The organism is Caballeronia zhejiangensis (genome assembly GCF_000698575.1).
Taxonomy (GTDB): Bacteria; Pseudomonadota; Gammaproteobacteria; order Burkholderiales; family Burkholderiaceae; genus Caballeronia; species Caballeronia zhejiangensis.
Map to the genome: position 1 here is coordinate 56,349 of NZ_JFHD01000016.1, position 20,239 is coordinate 76,587.

A 20,239-nucleotide genomic window follows, 5' to 3' on the forward strand; every position below is an offset into this window, starting at 1 on the left:
GATTGAGCCGGCTCACATCGCCACTCGACGTCGAAGCCGTAAGCGCAGTGCCTAACACTGCTGCGCGGCCCGCGTTTCTCTAATTCTCACAGTGAAAACCTAAAACCAGCAGCACGCCGACGACTTGGAGCGTTTAAACACCGCTCCCTTAACTGGACACCTCCCCAACTTGGAAATACGGTGTCTTCAGTTAATACTTCGATTCATCTCAATACGATGGAACTCTTTGCCGGTGTCGGCGGCTTTAGACTTGGTCTCGAACGGGTCCACGGAAGCCCATTTCACGTCAATCTCAGCAATCAGTTTGAACCGAGCCGCAAGGTACAGCACGCAAGCAACGTGTACAAAGCCCGGTGGTCGGGTGATATTCACCTGAACGAGGACATTGCGGCCGTCTTGAATTCAGATGCAGGACGCGATGCTATCCGCGCTGCCGACCCGGATGTCGTGGTCGGCGGCTTCCCCTGCCAAGACTATTCTGTTGCCAAACCGCTGTCGAAATCGGCAGGCATCGCGGGTAAGAAGGGCGTTCTCTGGTGGTCGATTGCAGAGTTGCTCAAGCAGCGACTTGCCGACGGAAAGCCCGTCAAATATCTTATTCTTGAAAACGTGGACCGGTTGATTTCGTCGCCCGCTCTGTGCCGGGGCCGAGACTTCTCCATGGTCTTGTCCACGCTGTTCCAGCTTGGGTACGCGGCCGAATGGCGCGTAGTTAACGCCGCAGACTACGGGTTCTCGCAACGCCGACGCCGTACCTTCATCGTTGCGTATCACGAGAATACCGACGTCTTTCAAAAAGCGAAGCGAGATATGGCTACGAACTCGGCTGACTGGTTTATGCGGTCTACCCTAACTCGCGCCCTGCCGGCCAAGCCTGCAAATCAATACGATGGTGGGGCCCCAGCTTTCCGCGTACGGAACGACCCGTTTCAGGAACAAATGTCCTATCGCGCACTTTCAAATGGCAAAACCCGTTTCGAAAACGCCGGATTGATGCTCGACGGTTACGTATGGACTTCGCAGGTTACACCTGCCGCGCTAAGTGATTTCTCGGACTTTACCGGTAGTGTAGGCGCGTTGACGTTAGGAGACGTCGTTCGTAAGACCGGCCCGGTCCCGACAAATTTCTACGTATCGGACGCTGACAAGCCAAAGTGGGCGGCAGCAAAAGCGGCGAAGAAAGCTCTCCGATTCAAGGATGGGTTCGAGTATGAATACTCGGAAGGGGCAATGGCGTTCCCAGACCCACTCGACCGACCTTCCAGAACCATTATTACTTCCGAAGGGGGGACCAGCGCGACGCGGACCAAGCATGTTGTGGCCAGCCATTCAGGGAGACTCCGGCGGCTAACTCCGGAAGAGCTAGAAGAACTCAACGGTTTCCCGCGTGGGTTTACGGACGTCTCCGGTGTTAGCGACGTCGCTCGTGCGATGTTAATGGGCAACGCCCTGGTAGTGGGGCTTGTTACACGGATTGGAGAAGCTCTTTTTAACGCGCACGTCAGCGCTGCCAAAACTACAAGTCCGTGCCCTACCCGCTGATTTCTCGCAATTTCGCCCGATTGATTGAGTAAACGTCCGAGAAAACTCTTATCCAGACTTCAGATCGAAGTCTGGAGGTTTGCCAGTAGGGCTAGGCGTTGACTCCATCTGCCTACACTTTTAGAACCATTACTATGAACACGTCCATCTTTGCAGACGATACCCGCACTCTTCGAACCTCTCAGTCTTTTGGCATGCTGGTTCCTGCGCAAGTTTTCTTCAGCGAGCTTCCCCAAGATGCAAACGCGTTGGTTGCATTTATCGATTCTCGTGAAGTAACACGCGCTCATCAAAAAGGCCTCTTCAGCGCAAGCGCTTTTCAAGAAGAGGACCTCCTTTTTGTCGACGTGTGTGTCGAACTCTGCAATTTCAAGGTCGATTGGCTGGCAGACGCGCGTGACGTCGCTATCCGCGAAAACTTCGCGACATGGAAACGACTTGGAAGTGTTCCTCTCGTTCTCGCCAGCAAAGAAGTGTCGCGTTGTTTTCAGCTTCCGTTCGCGAACGTAGCAGACATCCCTTGGCCGCAGGTTGCTGAAAGTCCAGAGCAAGCAAGGGCTGAGGCTCAGCAATTTGTCGAAGTCGCTACTGAGTTAGTAGATGCTCAGTTGCTTCAAAACTTTCCTTGGACCCCTAGTCCTGAATCGTTGCAATACGTGTCTGTCAACGCCCTGTTGACCAAGACATCATCTAAATTTGTGCAGCCCGGTGCATTGTTTCAACACCACAGCACGCTCGCCGACAAACTGATTTGACCTTCGTCATTGAATCAACAGTTCCTCTCGGATCATCATCGATGACGCGGCAACTCATTTCCCTATCAGTGAACACGGTAGCGAAACGGTAGTTTCACGAGAAAAAGGCTGCCCAATGTCGAATCTTTTATGGTGAAGGACCGCGCTGTACGTGAACGGCATGCCCATGGATGGCAGCTCAGTGCCCATCAATGGTAAAACTTCAGGAAAGCAAGCCATGTTGGATTTCCCATTTCTTCCTCGTCGAGGCCGCAGAATTCTTGCTCACCAAAACGATCACGCCATCCGACCGCTTCATTCGCGTACGCACTTTTTCATTTCAGCCGGTTACATAAGCGTCTTTAACAGACATGTAAATGTATTCGAAGAGCGAGGCAGTCAGCAGTGACTGCCCTTTAAGAAAGTCTCGTTGCCTTTCATCTTCAATAGCAAACCCCACAAAAATTGTCTTCTTATCTGCCATCACTGCTCTACTCTCAGGGCACGGTACAACCGCAGGTTTCTGTGGACGGCACCTGCCGGGGCTGTCGCGGACAAGGATTTATAGCACAACGCCGACACTCGGAAACCGAGCGTAACTTTTCATCTTCAATGAAAAATCTTACTCGCATGGCGCTGCAAATATTTGACTTCATGTCACGCGAAACTGACCACAGGATAGGCCCTAGCGACGTCTTAGCATGCAACAATACAAATTCGCAGGCAGTTCTCTTGACTCCAAAGATAGTGTCAGGACGATGGAGAAGTTCTGGGTCGATACCACAATGCGACGGGCGAGCACCGCCATGCACACTCGGTTTTTTGCATCATCTCGATTTTGCAGTCCGACACCCGACTACTCTGCGCCGATGGCGGTCTGCCTTAGTTGGCGTCGTGACCGCGATCGGGGCGTGTAAACTGCTCGTTACTGTGTGTTTACGACTACAGGCGCGATCCCGCTAGCGTAGAGCAGCACCTTCCGGATTGCGGTCGCTATATAATGTGTTCGTACATGAAATGGAGCGCATGATGAGCCAATCTGACCGCAGAAATACACCGGCCAAGCCGACCGCACAGGACACACTCGCCTTCAAGTACATTGATTCACTGGTTGAAAAACAGGGCTCGAACGCCACAGGAAATCGTCGTCTTGAGTTGCGCCTGAAACAGGACGCAACCTTTACGGCCATTGATTTCACTCTTGCGAAACGCAGGTAATTTTTACCGATTTCGAGGAACCGGGCTCTTTGCCCGGTTTTTTTATGCCCGATTTCTATACATCTGACGATATTAGGCGCCAAAACGGTGACCAAGGCGTAGACCCTACGCGCGAAATCGGCCGCACGGCTTTTCGCAAAGACTACGCGCGTTTGCTTCATGCGCCGTCATTTCGCCGCCTTCAAGGCAAAACCCAACTGTTTCCCGGCGCTGAGTCCGACTTCTTCAGAAACCGTCTGACGCACTCCCTCGAGGTCGCCCAGATCGCCAGCGGCATCGCAGCCCGGTTGAACCATTTGCCGGATGCGCGCAATTTTGGCGACGGCATCGACCTCGATCTTGTAGAGTTTGCTTCGCTCGCCCACGATCTGGGACATCCGCCCTTTGGCCATAACGGCGAGGCTGCGCTGGACGAATTGATGGTCGCGCACGGTGGCTTCGAAGGTAACGCGCAGACGCTGCGGATCGTTTCAGCGACCGAGCAAAAGCTGGTTAGCGATTCGACAGGCGCTCCGTCAAACGCCTTCGGACTCAATTTGACCATGCGAGCGCTCGCGTCGGTTCTCAAATACGACCGGCTCATCCCGCTCGAACGGCGGGATGGCTCCGCTCTGGTCAAGGGATACTACGACAGCGAGAAGGAACTCGTTTCGAATATCAAAGACGCGATCGCTCCAGGCCATGTAGGTGAGTTCAAGACGATCGAGTGCTCTATCATGGACCTCGCTGACGACATCGCCTACTCGACCTACGACCTCGAGGACTCCTTGCACGCCGGCTTTGTAACGCCGTACTCGTTGTTCGACGCACTTGCGAACCAAAGTCCGATCGCGGACGCCGTCTTGGAAAAGACGAACAAGGCGTTGGCTGACTCGGGTTACGAGCCGCTCGACAACTCGGGGCAGCTTACTGACTGTATTGAAGATGTGTTCAAGGGTCTACAACCGCAGAATGGCGTCTCCACCAACACAGGTGTGGCCAACAAGTTCCGCGCTGGTGCCAACGCTTGGTTGCGCGACAGGCAACTGGCAAGCAACTCTCTTGCACGCAATCAGTTCACTGCCGAGCGTGTCGGTTCTCTTATCGATTCCGTCGAGGTAAAGATCAACGACGCGTATCCGCAACTATCGAAGGTCATCTTGAGTCGCGAGGCCCTCCTCCGGATTGAAGTTCTGAAGCATCTGAATTTCGAACTTGTGATTCGCTCATCCCGGCTTGCGGTTGTCGAGCATCGAGGCAAAGACGTTGTGCGTGACCTGTTCGTGGCCTTCAGTGATACCGAAGGTCGCTTGCTGCCTGATGACTGGCAACAGGAATACCGCGACGCTGATACTGCGGCCGGCAAGGCGCGCGTCGTGTGCGACTTCGTCGCTGGCATGACTGACCGTTATGCCGCTGAGATGCATGATCGCCTGTTTGGCAAAGGCATGTCCATCTTCAAGCCTCTTTGAAGCTCGACGTCCATTAACGGGACATTCATTGTGCGGCAGCCGGCGGCTGACGGCGCTTACTACCGACATTGCATCAGGTTAGTGCCGTCAGCCAGCCATGCCGCCCCGGTCGCGCGATGCTGAACGCACATCGTGCGTCCCGAGAGGCATCAAGCCAACGCATCAGCCAAAACAACGGTTTCGAACCTCGGCGTCATAGTCGGATTCCTTCGGCTTATCGAGCCCGTAGGCTCTCCACTGCTGCAGCCCGTGATTTGTGATGGCATCGTAGTCATTTTGCTCATCAACCATTTTCTGGAAGTCTTGTTTCACCATCCCCACGATTTCCTCACAGCTAATGTTTGGCGAGGATCTGATCTTGGCTTGCAGCGCCTGCATATCGTGTATGGCGATTTGAACGTGCCATTCCTCATGGTCGGAGAGAGATCGATCATAGAACGCCCAACATTCCTGGCCTTGCTTTAAATTTCGGGTCGTCAATCTTGGCACCTTGACCACCAGGTTGACGGCGATGGCAGCCGTTTTTGAGGAACACGTATTGTTCGCGACGAGAGCTTCAGGCTCCAGTTTGATGGAATACGATGTGAGTCCCTCATATCTTCCCTGAAGGTCCTTCTCTCGTTTAAGACCCGCCTGAATTGAACTCCACACCTCAGGCCAAGTTTCACCGGCCACATCGTAGTAGTCCATTTTGAAAGCAACCTGGACTTGCTCGTCGTGAGGTGAAGCAAAACCAAGCACGGCCGACAAGGCAATGGCCGCCGCGCCTAAGCTGGTCACTTTTCGCAGGACGGAGTTCACAAAATTCTCCGGAGAATGCAAGGTTAACTTGATTCTTTCGACGCCCCGCACGATAAATAGAAAGCGTCGACGAGGAGACTGTGCGGAAAATGCGATACCTCTCACAATTAAGTTTCGGTTTTATGTTGTTTGCCCTCCTCGTCAATCTTACAGAGGCGAAACCTTTTGCAAACACTTACATCAGTTTCGACATCCCAGACGATTGGCAATGTAATCTCGAAGTGACGGAGTTTGTCTGCAGACCACCTGCCGACTCTAATGGCAAGTACAGCATGATCGCGATTCTTACCGCCAAGGAAGTTGGCGAGACGGATAGCCCGCAACTCTATATTCAACATCTTCAGGATGACGTCGGCTCGACGGCTGGTGTCGAAACCGTCCGAGCTCCAACAAGCACACTCTTAGGCCAAGCCATCTGGCTTGACGCGACTTACTTGAACTCAGAAGTCAAAAATTATCAAACCCGCTATCTGGCTCGTACCGAAGGCAATCTTGGCGTCCTCGTGACTTTCTCCGCTCATCGGAGTGTGGTCGATCAAGCCCAATCTATCTCTGACGGCATTGCGAAGTCTGTCCAGGTCAATAGTTATCTCGCGCGACCGGAGCTAAACCAGGACAGACGCTGAGTTTTAAGAGCATTAACTCTTGGCATGCGCGCCCTTGAATCCCGGCATTAGCACGTCGAGAATACCGTTGAAGGCCGGGATGGTTCCAAATACATAGTAGCGTGCTTTGTCGTGCCAGTTGGGCGTTACGTAGACGGTCTGCGTGGCGAGCGGATTGCTCATCTGCTCGATCGCCCGGGTCAGCCAAGTCGGATAATCGTCGTCAGGAGCTTGCGACAAGTCGTACAGCACCATTGACCCGCTAACCCTTTTTGCTGTCAAAATGAAGGGGCCGTTACGCAGGGCATCAATATCTCGGCCACCATGGGCTCCGATCGTCTGTTGTGCTTGTTTAAAAAACGTCCGGGCTCCTGAGATGTCGTAGCGGTCGCCAAGTGTCTTGCAGTCGGCCGTGTCATTCGCAGACCAGCTAGTCACTGGCCAGACAAATGGGACAATCTGCTTTTCCTGCCCGTAGGAATTAATTCGCATCGGCGCGCCCTTGTTTAGGGCACCACTGATACTCATTCGATCAAGGAACAAGGGGCAGAAACGATCGATCTCTTGGCGACTTGTGAATATTGGAACGGCGTATCCGATTGCGCCGTCTGGTACCTGATCGTTACGCGCCAAAACATAGCCGCGAACTTCGATCAACTCTTGGCCAGCGGGGACCGGCGAATTATTCCACCCTATGGGCGGAGGGGCTCCGAGCAGGCCGCCGCCCGACGCCGGGTTCTTGTCCGGGAGGGCTCCGCAAGCCGCGGTCAAAGCCAAAGCAATGCTTACAATCCAGCATCGTAGCCGCAGAGCTTTTATATGAGTCATTTTTCGCCCGCCGCCGGTTTCTCGCTCCCTGGAGGCGTGCGAGGCTTTGAAAGTCTGAAGATCAACTCTGACCCGCCAGCACCGATTACGAAAGCGATGAGGGCGACCGAAGCGCCAAAGCCATTGAGTGGCCAGAGAAACACCAAGGCGCAAACGCTCAGGACTACGCCGATTGCGACGGCCTTTGCGGACAATTCCTTGATCAGCATGACATCTCCCCCTGTCGCCAAAGGGTTCATAGATAGGCAAACCGGATCTTGTATTGCGCGAGCGTTACTGCGTCTCAGCTGCTTGCACCTCAACAGCTTTACCGCCTGCACGGAGTGTAACGAATTTCGCCTCCATGAGCCACATGCAAACGACGTCTCGGTCAAGCTATGACAAACTACAAGAGCGCGGCAACGACGACGGGGAGCACTTCTCACAGCTTCGTAAAGCGAGGACTCACCGATGCGATCTCAGCGGAGCATACTATGCTTTGATAGGCGTGCACGGCATGTCTTTCTCAAACCCGAAGAAGCTCCATTGCATAAGCCGAAGGGCTAGGTCGGTATTTTCCTCCGACATGCCAAGTTTTGCCGTAGGTGCCGCGATTAAGTCAGCCACGGCCAAGACAACGTCGGAATTCGAAGCTACCTCGCTATTCTCCGGATGGCAACTCATTGCTTCGCAGTGGAGTGCACAAGTAAATTGCATCGAAAGCAGCCACTACTCGCGTCGATGCTGGCCTTAACACCACGCGACTATCACACACAAGCACATCAATCCGCGCAAGCGGTGTTAAGGAATAGTGCTTTTTCGCAATCATCTCGCCCCTCAATGCAGTGGAGTTAGCAGGTCCGTCAGTTTATGTGTTTGCTCATATTGCCATGTGTAACTTTATCGTACATATATCGGCTTAAAAGACGATCGGATGGCTGCAATAACTGGCACATCCTCCCTACCGCATCCATCCAAGCCCCGCGCCTAGCTTGCTCATACCGTCAACCGCGTCTCCCACTTCCTCTTCGACGTGCTCGACTGAGCGCGCACCCGGGTAGCGAATCAGGAAAATCGTCAGGTCGAACTGATCAGAGACGATAAGCGATTCTTCCGCCTCCAAAGAGGGATGCCATACACCCGGGGCAACACGGAGAACGATATCGCCCGAATGATTCGCAGCTCCCTGAGCTCTCGCTACAGCCGACTCGGGAACCGGCGTTCCCGGAGCTAGGTATGCGCTTGAGACTGACTTACTTGGATAAGACCAACAAACAAATTCGTCTCGCGCAACCACCAGCATGGCAGCTTCATCAGTAAGCTCAAGCCACTTCAATGCAGTCGCCGTAAATGAAGTCTCATATCGAGCCGCAATCATGCCGAGATGAGATAGCGACACCGTTGCTCCGGCAATTTGTTGGCGAAAGTCTGTAGCAGGCATCAGCAAGTACGACGCAAAAACATTCGCCTCGCGCTCCATCTTGCGCGACGAGCCGCTGCTGTAGTCAAGAATGTCGGACTGTCCGCAACGAAAACGCTTCTGCTCCGTTCGATGACACAGATAGTGTCCGAGTTCGTGAGCCAAAGTGAAGTTGACTCGACCGGGAATCGAGACCGTCTCATCGTAGGAAATCACCCAGTAGTCCTTCTTTGCTCTCAACGACAACATCCCATCAATTCCTGGCACACCATGCGGCACAACGGAGCCAATCGGGTCCTCAAATCGCTGCTTTGTCACTTCAAGTGCCAAAACTTTGACGTCTACGGGAAATGTCTGTCCTGATGCTAACCACAGTTTGGACAGTTGAATGCCCCAAGCGGCGGGGGTCGTAGGCTCAGTCATCGTCGATCGCTTTGAGGAATTTCTCAAGCTGAGCTCGCTTGGTCGCGTCAAGACGACCAATCCTTCGAAAGAACGCTTGATCGGCATCTGACTTGGATGGGTCCTGCTTTTCGTCGTCAAGCAAGAACTCTACGGTGACACCAAATACGTCAGCGATTTTTCTAATCTTGTCCGCAGAAGGCCTCACCACTGGACGATTTTCCAATTCCCAGATGTAGCTCTTGCTTGACTCCGTCCTTTGAGCCAAGTCATCTAAAGTCAATTTCAAACGTTTCCTTTCAGCGCGAATCTTGTCGCCGAGGGGGGTAGACAACAGGCTTCTCCAAGAGAGTAATGAGGGCGCCGCACACAAACAATCCCGCATCGGGGCTTCAGGACTTCCGTCGTCATGTTATGAACCGCGGCAAACGACGGACGAAAGGTACCCGAGATTAACATCTCAAAAGTTCAGAGTAGACGCATTTTTCATACTTGACAAGAGGGTTCTTGAAACCGATACTGAAAATATGCCTACACCGAACAAATTGTGGGCGCTAACCTTCATTTTTTGGGTTCAACAATGACGACAACGATCAGATGTGTGGCCAAACGCATGGGCGGTGGCCAAGGGCATGAGCACATCACGCATTTGTGGTGGGTTCAAGTAACTGATGGCAAAGACGGCGAAAGCGGCTCCAGTTCGAGGGAGCAGATGGTTGCCTTCATTGAGAAGAATGGAAACACCTCGGTCTGGTGCCCCGACCGGAATCCGCAGCTCAAAGGAGCGTGGGTGCACGTGCACACCAACGGCCGGGTCAAATACGTGCAAACCGTCGCTGATAGCCGCAAGACGGACAATCTTCTTGCCCTTCCCAATCGCTAAGGACTGGAAATGACTGAGAAAATCTTCGTCGAACGTCGCCCGAAAGGCGACTACGCCGTTCGTCGCCCCACTGCCGGCCGCGCGAGCGGCGTTGCGCAAACGCAAGCGGAAGCGATTGACTTGGCTCGCAAGCTAAATCCAGATGGGCCGGTGCTCGTGGAACGCGTCCGTTACACCTCGGGCGGCAAGCCCGATAAGTGGCGCAAGCCATAACGTTAGATGGTGCGGTGGCTCACCTCGGTTCAGTCACCGCATCGCATCAACTAAGTGTTTGCAGCACCAAAACCGCCGCGACGGACAGCCCTTCCAATTCGAAGTAGGAGCATCTTGATGCCAGATCTCATTTCGTCGATTCAGCTTTCGATTGACATTGCAAAAAAACTGCGTGACGTCAACGAACAGGTCAAGAACGTTGATTTCAAAAGCCTGCTTGCGGACTTGCAGGAGAAACTGGCCGACTCCAAGCTCGAGGTCGTGGCCCTGAAGGAGCAGCTCGCGGACCTGTCGCGGAAGAACGTCGAACTGTCAGCGATTGTCGAAGCGCGCTCTTCTGAGCAACCCGAACCGATGACGGGCGGCTACAGACTTGGCGACAAAGGTCCCTTTTGCGTGGCGTGCTTCGAGACGCAAGGCAAGAAAGTACTCCTACCACCTGCCTCGGGCATTCACGCTCACTTCGGACAATGGTACTGCCCGGTCTGCAAGAATCATAGCTAACCCGTTCGTCCGACCGCCTGTCTGTCAACGCGCCACTGAAAGCGCTGCAACCATAGATGACTAGGCGACCTCGGGGACGACCCACGGGTTCTCAGCTTCCAAGATAAAAGAGACCACCGAAGTTTTTCACCTCTTTCCCCTTTCGGGTCGACCAATTACGAATGGTGACTCGTGTTCTGTCGGATGAAATCAGTTCACTCTTCCTTGGGCGCGGCAACCAAGCCAAGAGCTCCATAACCTTCATCAGATGGCATCGCCAATCGGCAAGTGGGAGAGCTTCATAAGCAATCGAGAACACATTGGAGGGGCTTCGCCGAGAACCAAAACAGGTTTCATTTGCGAATCTCTCCCACATCAGGTGACAAACCAATCCAGATTTATTTCCTTGCCCTGTCCAATAGAAAAATTTTTACCTTTAAAAATCAATTACTTAAATTTCGTCCCGGAACAGGTTTCGTTTGCGAAGAACCATCGACTTTCTCGCTCGCGAACGTGCGCTCGATCAGCAAGCGCAAGCCATTCGATGCGCCGGGCGCGACGAGTTTCACGCCCGCGAGCTTCGCAAGCGGACATGTCGATGCGCGCGGCGAGATGCCGCCGCCCGGCTCGCCCGCAAGATAAAGCGTTTCGTCGAGCACGGGCAACGCGGTGATGCCGGGTGTATCCGATTCACGAAACAGAATCGCGAGGTCGAGCCGGCCATTGGCAAGCAACTCGTTCAGATAGCCGCTCATGCTTTCGAAGAACTGCAGGCGTATGCCGGGATACCGGTCCTGAATGCGCTCGAACAGGGGCACGGCGAGAACGGATGCCATCGTCGTCGGCAGGCCGACCGCCACGGTGCCGGATTCCGCGCCCGCGCCCTTCGTCACTTCCTGTTTGAGCTGCTCCATTTGCCGCAGCACGACTCGTGCATGCCGATAGAGCGCGTCGCCCTCGGCCGTGGGGGTGACGCCATGATTGCTGCGCAGAAGGAGCGTGACGCCGAGTTCCTCTTCGAGCCGCGCCATTTGCTGGCTGAGCGAAGGCTGTGCCACGTAGAGCTTTTCCGCTGCTTTGCCGAGACTGCCGTAATCGACGATGCTGACGAAGTAGCGAAGCTGGCGAACATCCATATGAGGGTGCGAGGATCGAAGTCAGGGCGCGCTCGTGAGCGTCTGGCGCCGGTCGCCTATTCTATAGCTCGCATCGTCATACGAATCGATTCGCTTCGCTCAGGGCGCATCAATGCCCCGGTCCGTTCGGTTCGATGCAGCTCGACACGAGCGTGCTGTTTGTGCCGGCTTCCGATGCCCGCTATCGCGCACGCCGCTTTAAGCTCATGGCTTGCGTAGCCGCCCTGTTCCTGCCCATGGCGTCCTCCTTCTGCGTTATTCGAAAACGCACGCCGGATAACTTCGATAGCACGCCCGCGACGATTTTAGCCCGGCGATCGCTTGAGACGCATCGACACCGAAAAGCGCTCTGCGGGATGCACCGTCACCGATATCTCGAACGTCGCGCCGCTCGCGTCGAGATAGCGGCGCACGATTTCCAGCGCCGCCGTTCCCGCCTCGACGCGCAGGCGTCTCGCCATCTCCGCCGATACGGCAATGGCACGCACGTCCTGCTGAATCTCGTCGCCTCCGCGAAGCTCGCGAAGGTTTCGATGTGCTGCGTCGACTGCACGACGCGCGATCTCGTTTCGGAAGTGCTGTTCTCGTTCATCAAGCTCGTGATGAAGCTCGCGCCGCTCGGCACGTTCGGCGCGGTCGCGTATTCGGTGGGCAGCAACGGCACGGCAGTGCTGATCGCGCTGGCGCAGCTCGTCGTGAGTTTCTATGCGGTGGTCGTACTCTTCATCGTCGTCGTCATGGGCATCATCGCGAAGCTCGCGGGCTTCAGCCTGTGGCGCTTTCTGCGCTACATCAGAGACGAGATCTTCATCGTGCTCGGTACTGCGTCGTCGGAAAGCGCACTGCCGCGTCTTCTGATCAAGCTCGAACGGCTCGGCTGCGCGAAGCAGACGGTCGGACTCGTGCTGCCCACAGGCTATGCGTTCAATCTCGATGGCACGTCGATCTTCATGTCGATGGGCGTCATGTTCATCGCGCATGCTTATGGCGTGCCGATCACGCTGGAACATCAGATCGGCATTCTGCTGCTGATGCTGCTGACGTCCAAAGGCGCAGCCACGGTTTCCGGCGGATCGTTCGTGGTGTTCGCAGCGACCGTCACGTCGACGGGCATCCTTCCCGTCGAAGGACTCGCGTTGATCTTTGGCGTGTACCGCTTCATGTCGATGGCAATCGCGACGTGCAACACCATCGGCAACAGCCTTGCGACGGTCGTCATCGCGAAGTGGTCGCGCACGTTCGATGCGGCCGTCAGCGAACGGCATCTTTATCCGGAGCGCTATCCGGAGATCGCCGAAGCAGACCGGCGGCTCGCGGACGGCAATCTTCTCCCCGAAGACATGAACGACGCGAATCCTCATCCGGACGGTATCCCGCTAAAAACGGCGCGATGATTCTCGCAGCGCGGCAATCGCCGCGCTTTTTTTCACTTCGCTTATCATCGGAAAACCGCGCATCGAACGTGCTGGATGAGCAACCGCAACGGAGGTCGCATGCCACCGCTACGCGCAATCCATCTGCTGCAAACGAAGGAAGGCTCCCGTCTGCATGGCGCCGGGCTCGACCGGTGGCGCCGCTGGGGCCCGTATCTGAGCGAGCGTCAATGGGGCACCGTTCGCGAGGATTACAGCGAATACGGCACGGCGTGGGACTACTTTCCGCACGACCATGCGCGCAGCCGCATGTATCGATGGGGCGAGGACGGTATCGCGGGATTCGGCAACGACCCGCTCGACTGGTGCGTGTCGCTCGCGTTGTGGAACGGCCGCGATCCGATCATCAAGGAGCGGCTTTTCGGTCTCACGAACGAGCAAGGCAATCACGGCGAAGACGTAAAGGAACTGTACTTCTATCTCGACGGCACGCCGACGCATTCGTACATGAAGATGCTGTACAAGTATCCGCACGATGCGTATCCGTATCAGCAACTCATCGACGAGAACAAACGGCGCGGTCCCGATCAGCCCGAATACGAACTGCCCGACACGGGCGTATTCGATTGCGACCGTTACTTCGATGTCTATGTCGAATACGCGAAGCACGCGCCCGATGACATCGTGATGCGCGTGACCGTCGAGAATCGCGCGGACGAAGCCGCGACGCTTCATCTCTTGCCGCAATTCTGGGCGCGCAACCGGTGGGCGTGGTCGAGCAAATGGGGCAAGCCGTCGCTGAAGCTCGAACACGATGCGCGCGAAGGTGCCCGCGTCATCGCGCACAATCCGTCGCATGGCGAGATGGATGTCACGGCTTCTGCGCAAGCGCCGGTCGAATGGATTTTCTGCGAGAACGAGACGAACGTTCGTCGCATATACGGCATCGAAGGCGCGGGGCCGTTCAAGGATGGCTTCAACGACTATCTCGTCGAAGGCGACGAACAGGCGATACGCCGCGATCGCGGCACGCGTTGCGCCGCGCATGTGCATCTGCAACTCTCACCGCATGAAAGTTCCGTGATGTACTTGCGCTGGCGTCCGGCATCGGTTTCGAACGATCCGCCGCTCGACCTGGCCCAGCTTTTCGCGCGTCGCGAAGCGGAAGCCGACGAGTTCTATGCGACGCTGCAACACGATATCGACGATGCCGACGCGCGTCTCGTGCAACGCCAGGCGCTCGCCGGCATGCTATGGACGAAGCAGTATTATCAGTTCGACGTCACGCGCTGGCACGACGGCGATCCGGGCCAGCCCACGCCGCCGAAAGAACGGCGGCATGGCCGCAATGCTGACTGGCGGCACATGTGCAACGGCGACATCGTATCGATGCCGGACAAGTGGGAGTATCCGTGGTACGCATCGTGGGACCTTGCGTTCCATGCGGTCGCGTTCGCGACGATCGATCCCGACTTCGCGAAGAAGCAATTGCTGTTGCTCGTGAAAGAACGCTACATGCATCCGAACGGGCAATTGCCCGCTTATGAATGGGCATTCGGCGATGCGAACCCACCCGTTCACGCATGGGCGACATGGCGCGTGTTCGAGCTCGATCGCGAGATGACCGGCATCGGCGATCACGCGTTCCTCGAGGTCATGTTCCACAAGCTGCTGCTCAACTTCGCGTGGTGGGTGAACCGCAAGGACGCCGACGACCGCAATATCTTTCAGGGCGGATTTCTCGGCCTCGACAACATCGGCATCTTCGATCGCTCGCAGCCGCTGCCGACCGGCGGACGTATCGATCAGGCCGACGGCACCGCATGGATGGCATCCTACGCGCTCGACCTCATGCAGATCGGCCTCGAACTCGCGATGACGAACGAATCGTATGTCGAGATCGCGGTGAAGTTCTTCGAGCACTTCCTGTACATCGCGGAAGCCGTGAGCTGCGGCGAAGTCTGCAATACCGGCCTATGGGACGGCAGCGACGAATTCTTCTACGACGTACTGCATCTGCCGAACGGCGCGCGCGTGCCCATGCGCATTCGATCGATCGTCGGACTGATTCCGCTCTTCGCCGTTCATGTGCTCGAGGAAAGCGTGTACGGCGACTTGCCCGGACTGCGTGAACGCCTCGTATGGTTTCTCGATCATCGGCCGAACCTTGCGAAGCTCGTATCGCGCTGGACCGAGCCTGGCAAAGGCAACACGACTTTGCTTTCGCTCTTGCGCGGACATCGCATGAAAGCGCTGTTGCGCCGCACGCTCGATCAAGCGGAGTTCCTGTCGGACTATGGCGTACGCGCGTTATCCCGCGTGCATTGCGACAAGCCTTATGTGTTCGATCATGATGGCGTGAACGTCTGCATCCGGTACTTGCCCGCGGAATCGGATTCGCGCGTATTCGGCGGCAATTCGAACTGGCGCGGGCCGATCTGGATGCCGGTCAATTACTTGTTGATCGAATCGCTTTACGAGTTTCATCGCTACTACGGCGATGATTTTCGCGTCGAGCATCCGACGGGATCGGGCAAGTTTCATTCGCTGAACGAAATCGCCGACGATCTCTCACGGCGCATCAGCATGCTCTTTTTGAAAGACGAAGAAGGCAAGCGTCCTGTGATGGCCGCGTATCCGATGCTGCAAGCCGATCCGCGCTCGCAGGATCTCATTCTCTTTCACGAGTACTTTCATGGCGACAACGGGCGCGGTGTCGGTGCGTCGCATCAGACTGGATGGAGCGGGCTCGTTGCGCTGCTGCTGCAACCGCGTCTGATGAAGTTATCGCACGTGGGGCCGGAAGCGCCCGTCATGGCCGTGCGTCTGCATGAAGAAGCGAGCGCCGAGATGGGACGCTAGCGCGTCATGAAGCAATCGACTTCGAATGCGTAGCTGCCGAAACAGAAGCCGCCTGTCCCTCGCTTTCGATGACACATTTTTCTGATGCGCGGGGTACCGCCGGAACGTTTGTACCATGCGGATGCGGACGATGAAAACATTCTCGCGGATCTGATTTTCGCGCTGGAAATTCTGGCGCTCGCCTATACTTGAATCGTCGGTTCGCGTGTTTCTTTCATGTCCCCAGAGAACCGGAGGACGTCATCATGTTCAACCATCTGCTGGTTCCCACTGACGGGTCCGCGCTCTCCGAAGCGGCTGTCCGCATGGCGGTCTCGCTCGCCAAAGAGAACAGTGCGCGCATCACCGGTCTTTATATGGTGCGGCCATTTCATATGACCGTTTATAGCGCCGAGATGGTCGGCGCAAGTCAGGATGAGGCGCACGCCGCAGATCAGGCCCGCGCGCGGCAATATCTCGAGAATCTGCGAAGTATCGCCGCCCAGGCCGGCGTCGCTTGCGATACGGAAGCGCCGACGGGCGCGCATCCGTATGAGGCGATTCTCGATACGGCGAAAGCGCGGCACTGCGATCTCATCGTGATGGCGTCGCATGGGCACGGCGGAATTCGCGGGCTATTGCTCGGGAGTGAAACGCAGAAAGTGCTTACACATAGTCATTTGCCGATTCTGGTGGTGAGGCCGCCGGAGTGATGCGTCCGCCGTCCTACCGCTCCAGATTCCCGAAACAGACATACTTCGCTTCGAGATACTCCTCGACTCCCGACGATGCCCCTTCGCGCCCCATGCCCGATTCCTTGATCCCGCCGAAGGGCGCAACTTCGTTGAACACGAGGCTGTCATTCACGCCGACGACGCCGCATTCGAGCGCTTCCATGACGCGGAATGCGCGGCTGATATCGGCGGTATAGAAGTACGCCGCGAGCCCCGTGCGCGTATCGTTCGCGAGCGTGACGACGTCGTCCTCGTCCCTGAACGGCAGCACGCTCGCAATCGGGCCGAGCACTTCGTCGCCGCATACGCTCATCGACGGATCGACGTTCGTCAGCACCGTCGGCCTGAAGAAGTTCGATCCCGGCGCGACGCGCGAGCCGCCCGCTGCGATCTTCGCGCCGAGCCTGACCGCTTCGTCGACGAGACTTTCGATGCGCGTCACCGCCGCATCGCCGATAAGCGGGCCGATCTGCGCGCCCTCGTCCAGCCCGTCGCTCACCTTCAGCAACGCGACCTTGGACACGAGCTTGGCGACGAAAGTCTCGTACACGTCCTCATGCACGAAGAAGCGGTTCGCGCACATCGCCGCCTGGCCCGAATGACGAAACCGCGCATCGAGCGCGCCCTTCACGGCGAGGTCGATGTCCGCGTCGTCGAACACGATGAAAGGACAGTTCGCCCCCAGTTCGAGCGACATCTTCTTCACGGTAGGCGCGCATAAAGTCATCAGCCGCTTGCCTTCCTCGATGGAACCGGTGAACGATACTTTCCTCACGTCGGGGCTCGCAAGCAGCGTGCTGCGAACCGGTTCGCCCTCGCCCGTCAACACGGAGAGCACGCCGCGCGGCAAGCCCGCGTTCTCGCCGAGCACGCACAGCGCGAGCGCGGAGAATGGCGTCTGCGGATCGGGGTGATGGATGACCGTGCAGCCCGCCGCGAGCGCAGCGCCGACGCGTCGCGCAACCATCGACGAAGGAAAGGTCCATGACGTGATCGCGCCGCACACGCCAATCGGCTGATGCAGCACACGTATGCGTTGATTGCGTCGCGGCGCGGGAATGTTGTCGCCGTAAATGCGGCGCGCTTCCTCGGCGAACCAGTCGAGATAATTCGCGGCCTGCGTGATTTCGGAGCGCGCTTCGTGCAGCGGCTTGCCTTGTTCGCGGCAGAGGATGATGGCGAGATCGTCGCGATGATGTTCGACGAGGCGCGCCCACTCTCTCAGCACCGACGCGCGCTCGCGACTGCTCCAGCTGCGCCAGTCCTGCAGCGCCGCGTGCGCGCACTGGATGGCCTCCGTCACCTGCTCGTCCGTGACCTGCGGCACCGAGCCGATGATTTCTTTAGTGGATGGATTGATGACAGACACGCGCGGCAGCGAAGTATTGTCGATCCACGCGCCGCCGATATACGCCGATTGTTCGAAAAGACTGGGGCACTGCAGTTCCATGGCTCGCTCCAATGCGTTGGCGCTTCGTGCAATCAGGTGCATCGAGCTTAACGCATTTTCCACTCGCCATTCGGACGCGCGCGGCATCCCGGGTATACGAATACTGCGCGCGCCGCTCACTCAACATCACATCAATGGCTCGCGCCCTCCACCGCGCCGATGCCCGTTTCGGAGCGCACGGTCTGCGCTTCGAAGCCTGCTTTATCGACACGCGCACGCGCCGATTGATCGGTTACGGAGAAGAGCCAGATGCCGATGAAACCGATCGCCATCGAGAACAGCGCAGGCGATGCATACGGGAACGGCGCATCCGCGTAGTGGAACACATCGACCCATACCGCTTTGGAGAGGACCGTCATCACGACCGCCGAAAGCAGGCCGAGAAAGCCGCCGATTGCCGCGCCGCGCGTCGTGCAGCCGCGCCACAGGACCGACATGAAGAGCACCGGAAAGTTGGCGGACGCCGCGACCGCGAACGCGAGCGACACCATGAACGCGATGTTCTGCTTCTCGAACACGATGCCGAGCACGACCGCGACGATGCCGAGCACGATCGTCGTGATGCGCGACACCTTCAGTTCGCTCTTGCTGGACGCCTTGCCCTTCTTGAACACGGTCGCATAGAGATCGTGCGACACCGCCGATGCACCCGCGAGCGTCAGGCCCGCCACCACTGCGAGGATAGTTGCAAACGCAACTGCCGAGATGAAGCCGAGGAACACGTTGCCGCCGACCGCGCTCGCGAGATGCACCGCCGCCATGTTCGTGCCGCCGAGCAGCTTGCCGCCCGCATCCTTGAACATCGGATTGGTGCTCACCAGCACGATCGCGCCGAAGCCGATGATGAACGTGAGTATGTAGAAGTAGCCGATCCACGTCGTCGCCCAGAACACCGACTTGCGCGCTTCCTTCGCGTTGGGCACGGTGAAGAAACGCATCAGGATATGCGGCAGACCGGCCGTACCGAACATGAGCGCGATGCCGAACGAGATCGCCGAAATCGGATCCTTGATGAAGTTGCCCGGACCCATGATCGACGCCTTCTTCTCGTGCACGTCGACGGCCTTCGCGAAGAGCGCCTCGGGGCTGAAGTGGAATTGCCACAGCACCATGAACGCCATGAACGAAGCACCCGCAAGCAGCAAACACGCCTTGATGATCTGCACCCACGTCGTCGCGGTCATGCCGCCGAAGAGCACGTACACCATCATCAGCGCGCCGACGATCACGACCGCGATCCAGTATTCGAGCCCGAACAGCAGCTTGATGAGCTGTCCCGCGCCGACCATCTGCGCGATCAGATAGAACGCGACGACCACGAGCGTGCCCGATGCAGCGAACGCGCGAATCGGCGTCTGCTTGAAGCGATACGCGGCGACATCGGCGAATGTGAAGCGGCCGAGATTGCGCAGACGCTCCGCCATCAGGAACGTGATGATCGGCCAGCCGACGAGAAAGCCGATCGAATAGATCAGCCCGTCATAGCCATTGCTATAAACCGCCGCCGAAATGCCGAGAAACGACGCCGCCGACATGAAGTCGCCCGCGATCGCAAGACCGTTTTGAAAGCCCGTGATGCCGCCGCCCGCCGTGTAGAACTCGGCCGCGGAACGCGTCTTCTTCGCGGCCCATTTGGTGATGAAGAGCGTCGCGATCACGAACGCGATGAACATGCAGATCGCGGTCCAGTTGGTCGCCTGCTTGACCGCCTGACCGAGATCGCCGCCTGCTGCAAATGAACTCGCGGACGCCGCGAAAAGCGCGCCCGCCGTGACGATGCGTTGCGGCTTCATGCGGCCTCCCGCTTGATCTTGTCGGTGAGTTCGTCGTACGTGCTGTTGGCGTGGCGCACATACAGCCCCGTGATGACGACCGTGAACACGATCACGAACAGGCCGATCGGCATGCCCCATGTCATGACGCCCGCGCCCATCTTCGCGGCGAGCAGATCCTTGTTGAATGCGATGAGCAGCACATAGCCGTAATAGACGACCAGCACGAGTGCCGTCAGCGTCCAGCCGAGCTTCGAGCGCTTTCGCACCAGTTCGCCGTAAGCGGCGCTCGACTTTATTTTCTCTACGATCTTCAGATCCATTTCCGTCGTCTCCTGCATGAATGCCTCGTTTACGATGCGCTGGAGACTAAG

At 57.0% G+C, this 20,239-nt stretch carries 21 protein-coding genes and 2 pseudogenes; 11 read left to right on the forward strand and 12 right to left on the reverse strand.

Annotation, left to right across the window (positions count from 1 at the left end; all coding sequences use genetic code 11):
- Window positions 1-180 precede the first annotated feature (180 nt).
- Both dcm and BG60_RS20240 read left to right on the forward strand, forming a co-directional pair.
- Window positions 181-1,542 (forward strand): DNA (cytosine-5-)-methyltransferase, encoded by a 1,362-nt coding sequence (gene dcm / locus BG60_RS20235; RefSeq protein WP_235590067.1) that lies wholly within the window; start codon window positions 181-183, stop codon window positions 1,540-1,542.
- Window positions 1,543-1,676: 134 nt separating this feature from the next.
- The gene (locus tag BG60_RS20240; protein WP_140401891.1) at window positions 1,677-2,297 is read left to right on the forward strand and encodes a hypothetical protein; all 621 of its coding nucleotides are present in this window, start codon (window positions 1,677-1,679) and stop codon (window positions 2,295-2,297) included.
- Between the two features lie 202 nt (window positions 2,298-2,499).
- Here BG60_RS20240 and BG60_RS40170 read toward each other — a convergent pair whose 3' ends face one another.
- Entirely contained in the window at window positions 2,500-2,607 is a 108-nt protein-coding gene (locus BG60_RS40170; protein ID WP_414590651.1) for a TIR domain-containing protein, read from the reverse strand.
- 9 nt (window positions 2,608-2,616) lie between these two features.
- Window positions 2,617-2,760, reverse strand: coding sequence for a hypothetical protein (locus BG60_RS39340; protein WP_201027297.1), 144 nt, complete (start codon window positions 2,758-2,760; stop codon window positions 2,617-2,619).
- 545 nt (window positions 2,761-3,305) lie between these two features.
- Here BG60_RS39340 and BG60_RS20245 point away from each other — a divergent pair.
- The gene (locus BG60_RS20245; RefSeq protein WP_140401890.1) at window positions 3,306-3,494 is read left to right on the forward strand and encodes a hypothetical protein; all 189 of its coding nucleotides are present in this window, start codon (window positions 3,306-3,308) and stop codon (window positions 3,492-3,494) included.
- Window positions 3,495-3,538: 44 nt separating this feature from the next.
- A complete protein-coding gene (dgt, locus tag BG60_RS20250; RefSeq protein ID WP_034472549.1) occupies window positions 3,539-4,945 on the forward strand; it encodes a dGTP triphosphohydrolase in 1,407 nt (468 codons plus the stop codon).
- Between the two features lie 162 nt (window positions 4,946-5,107).
- Here the strand turns inward: dgt and BG60_RS20255 are convergent, their stop codons facing one another.
- Window positions 5,108-5,746, reverse strand: coding sequence for a DUF922 domain-containing protein (locus BG60_RS20255; RefSeq protein WP_034472552.1), 639 nt, complete (start codon window positions 5,744-5,746; stop codon window positions 5,108-5,110).
- 89 nt (window positions 5,747-5,835) lie between these two features.
- Here BG60_RS20255 and BG60_RS20260 point away from each other — a divergent pair, with 89 nt between their 5' ends.
- Window positions 5,836-6,372 (forward strand): hypothetical protein, encoded by a 537-nt coding sequence (locus tag BG60_RS20260; protein WP_140401889.1) that lies wholly within the window; start codon window positions 5,836-5,838, stop codon window positions 6,370-6,372.
- Between the two features lie 12 nt (window positions 6,373-6,384).
- Here the strand turns inward: BG60_RS20260 and BG60_RS20265 are convergent, their stop codons facing one another.
- From BG60_RS20265 to BG60_RS20285, 4 genes are all read right to left on the reverse strand, one after another.
- Entirely contained in the window at window positions 6,385-7,008 is a 624-nt protein-coding gene (locus BG60_RS20265; RefSeq protein ID WP_087124885.1) for a hypothetical protein, read from the reverse strand.
- Between the two features lie 167 nt (window positions 7,009-7,175).
- Complete coding sequence (locus BG60_RS20270; RefSeq protein WP_034472558.1) at window positions 7,176-7,388, reverse strand: hypothetical protein; 213 nt, start codon at window positions 7,386-7,388, stop codon at window positions 7,176-7,178.
- Window positions 7,389-8,119: 731 nt separating this feature from the next.
- Window positions 8,120-9,001 carry an ImmA/IrrE family metallo-endopeptidase gene (locus tag BG60_RS20280; RefSeq protein WP_034472564.1) on the reverse strand — a complete coding sequence of 294 codons (882 nt, stop codon included), beginning with the start codon at window positions 8,999-9,001 and terminating at the stop codon, window positions 8,120-8,122.
- A complete protein-coding gene (locus BG60_RS20285) occupies window positions 8,994-9,314 on the reverse strand; it encodes a helix-turn-helix domain-containing protein (RefSeq protein ID WP_034472622.1) in 321 nt (106 codons plus the stop codon). Before BG60_RS20285 ends, BG60_RS20280 begins: the two co-directional genes overlap by 8 nt.
- 267 nt (window positions 9,315-9,581) lie before the next feature.
- Between BG60_RS20285 and BG60_RS20290 the strand changes: the two genes are divergently transcribed.
- From BG60_RS20290 to BG60_RS20300, 3 genes are all read left to right on the forward strand, one after another.
- Window positions 9,582-9,863: a DUF3892 domain-containing protein gene (locus BG60_RS20290; protein WP_235590066.1), complete on the forward strand. Its 282-nt coding sequence runs from the start codon at window positions 9,582-9,584 to the stop codon at window positions 9,861-9,863.
- A gap of 9 nt (window positions 9,864-9,872) precedes the next feature.
- Window positions 9,873-10,076: a DUF2188 domain-containing protein gene (locus tag BG60_RS20295; protein ID WP_034472568.1), complete on the forward strand. Its 204-nt coding sequence runs from the start codon at window positions 9,873-9,875 to the stop codon at window positions 10,074-10,076.
- A gap of 117 nt (window positions 10,077-10,193) precedes the next feature.
- Window positions 10,194-10,580: a hypothetical protein gene (locus BG60_RS20300; protein ID WP_034472570.1), complete on the forward strand. Its 387-nt coding sequence runs from the start codon at window positions 10,194-10,196 to the stop codon at window positions 10,578-10,580.
- 473 nt (window positions 10,581-11,053) lie between these two features.
- Here the strand turns inward: BG60_RS20300 and BG60_RS20305 are convergent.
- Both BG60_RS20305 and BG60_RS40175 read right to left on the reverse strand, forming a co-directional pair.
- Window positions 11,054-11,695: pseudogene (locus BG60_RS20305) on the reverse strand (LysR family transcriptional regulator); the annotation flags it as partial.
- 305 nt (window positions 11,696-12,000) lie between these two features.
- The gene (locus BG60_RS40175) at window positions 12,001-12,339 is read right to left on the reverse strand and encodes a UTRA domain-containing protein (RefSeq protein WP_404989961.1); all 339 of its coding nucleotides are present in this window, start codon (window positions 12,337-12,339) and stop codon (window positions 12,001-12,003) included.
- On the opposite strand from BG60_RS40175, the pseudogene BG60_RS20315 reads away from it, so the two are divergent.
- From BG60_RS20315 to BG60_RS20325, 3 genes and pseudogenes are all read left to right on the forward strand, one after another.
- Window positions 12,256-13,089, forward strand: a pseudogene (locus tag BG60_RS20315) (cation:dicarboxylate symporter family transporter); the annotation flags it as partial. The gene BG60_RS40175 and the pseudogene BG60_RS20315 overlap by 84 nt on opposite strands.
- A 99-nt stretch (window positions 13,090-13,188) precedes the next feature.
- Complete coding sequence (locus BG60_RS20320; protein ID WP_033536231.1) at window positions 13,189-15,930, forward strand: MGH1-like glycoside hydrolase domain-containing protein; 2,742 nt, start codon at window positions 13,189-13,191, stop codon at window positions 15,928-15,930.
- Window positions 15,931-16,175: 245 nt separating this feature from the next.
- Window positions 16,176-16,622, forward strand: a complete 447-nt coding sequence (locus BG60_RS20325; RefSeq protein ID WP_008348456.1) for a universal stress protein — start codon at window positions 16,176-16,178, stop codon at window positions 16,620-16,622.
- 13 nt (window positions 16,623-16,635) lie between these two features.
- Here the strand turns inward: BG60_RS20325 and BG60_RS20330 are convergent, their stop codons facing one another.
- The 3 genes from BG60_RS20330 to BG60_RS20340 all read right to left on the reverse strand — a co-directional run bounded on the left by BG60_RS20330 (window position 16,636) and on the right by BG60_RS20340 (window position 20,188).
- Entirely contained in the window at window positions 16,636-18,093 is a 1,458-nt protein-coding gene (locus BG60_RS20330) for an NAD-dependent succinate-semialdehyde dehydrogenase (RefSeq protein WP_008348458.1), read from the reverse strand.
- Between the two features lie 131 nt (window positions 18,094-18,224).
- Window positions 18,225-19,886 (reverse strand): cation acetate symporter, encoded by a 1,662-nt coding sequence (locus BG60_RS20335; RefSeq protein WP_008348460.1) that lies wholly within the window; start codon window positions 19,884-19,886, stop codon window positions 18,225-18,227.
- Entirely contained in the window at window positions 19,883-20,188 is a 306-nt protein-coding gene (locus BG60_RS20340) for a DUF485 domain-containing protein (RefSeq protein ID WP_008348462.1), read from the reverse strand. The genes BG60_RS20335 and BG60_RS20340 overlap by 4 nt, the downstream gene beginning before the upstream one ends.
- Window positions 20,189-20,239 lie beyond the last annotated feature (51 nt).

What these genes read in the sequence shown, in the direction of transcription:
- BG60_RS20240 (WP_140401891.1), top strand. Translation starts at nt 1,677, where the DNA reads ATGAACACGTCCATCTTTGCAGACGATACCCGCACTCTTCGAACCTCT.
- BG60_RS20325 (WP_008348456.1), top strand. Translation starts at nt 16,176, where the DNA reads ATGTTCAACCATCTGCTGGTTCCCACTGACGGGTCCGCGCTCTCCGAA.
- BG60_RS39340 (WP_201027297.1), bottom strand. Translation starts at nt 2,760, where the DNA reads ATGGCAGATAAGAAGACAATTTTTGTGGGGTTTGCTATTGAAGATGAA.
- BG60_RS20280 (WP_034472564.1), bottom strand. Translation starts at nt 9,001, where the DNA reads ATGACTGAGCCTACGACCCCCGCCGCTTGGGGCATTCAACTGTCCAAA.
- BG60_RS20245 (WP_140401890.1), top strand. Translation starts at nt 3,306, where the DNA reads ATGAGCCAATCTGACCGCAGAAATACACCGGCCAAGCCGACCGCACAG.
- BG60_RS20260 (WP_140401889.1), top strand. Translation starts at nt 5,836, where the DNA reads ATGCGATACCTCTCACAATTAAGTTTCGGTTTTATGTTGTTTGCCCTC.
- BG60_RS20270 (WP_034472558.1), bottom strand. Translation starts at nt 7,388, where the DNA reads ATGCTGATCAAGGAATTGTCCGCAAAGGCCGTCGCAATCGGCGTAGTC.
- BG60_RS20340 (WP_008348462.1), bottom strand. Translation starts at nt 20,188, where the DNA reads ATGGATCTGAAGATCGTAGAGAAAATAAAGTCGAGCGCCGCTTACGGC.
- BG60_RS20330 (WP_008348458.1), bottom strand. Translation starts at nt 18,093, where the DNA reads ATGGAACTGCAGTGCCCCAGTCTTTTCGAACAATCGGCGTATATCGGC.
- BG60_RS20335 (WP_008348460.1), bottom strand. Translation starts at nt 19,886, where the DNA reads ATGAAGCCGCAACGCATCGTCACGGCGGGCGCGCTTTTCGCGGCGTCC.
- dgt (WP_034472549.1), top strand. Translation starts at nt 3,539, where the DNA reads ATGCCCGATTTCTATACATCTGACGATATTAGGCGCCAAAACGGTGAC.
- BG60_RS20295 (WP_034472568.1), top strand. Translation starts at nt 9,873, where the DNA reads ATGACTGAGAAAATCTTCGTCGAACGTCGCCCGAAAGGCGACTACGCC.
- BG60_RS20300 (WP_034472570.1), top strand. Translation starts at nt 10,194, where the DNA reads ATGCCAGATCTCATTTCGTCGATTCAGCTTTCGATTGACATTGCAAAA.
- BG60_RS20320 (WP_033536231.1), top strand. Translation starts at nt 13,189, where the DNA reads ATGCCACCGCTACGCGCAATCCATCTGCTGCAAACGAAGGAAGGCTCC.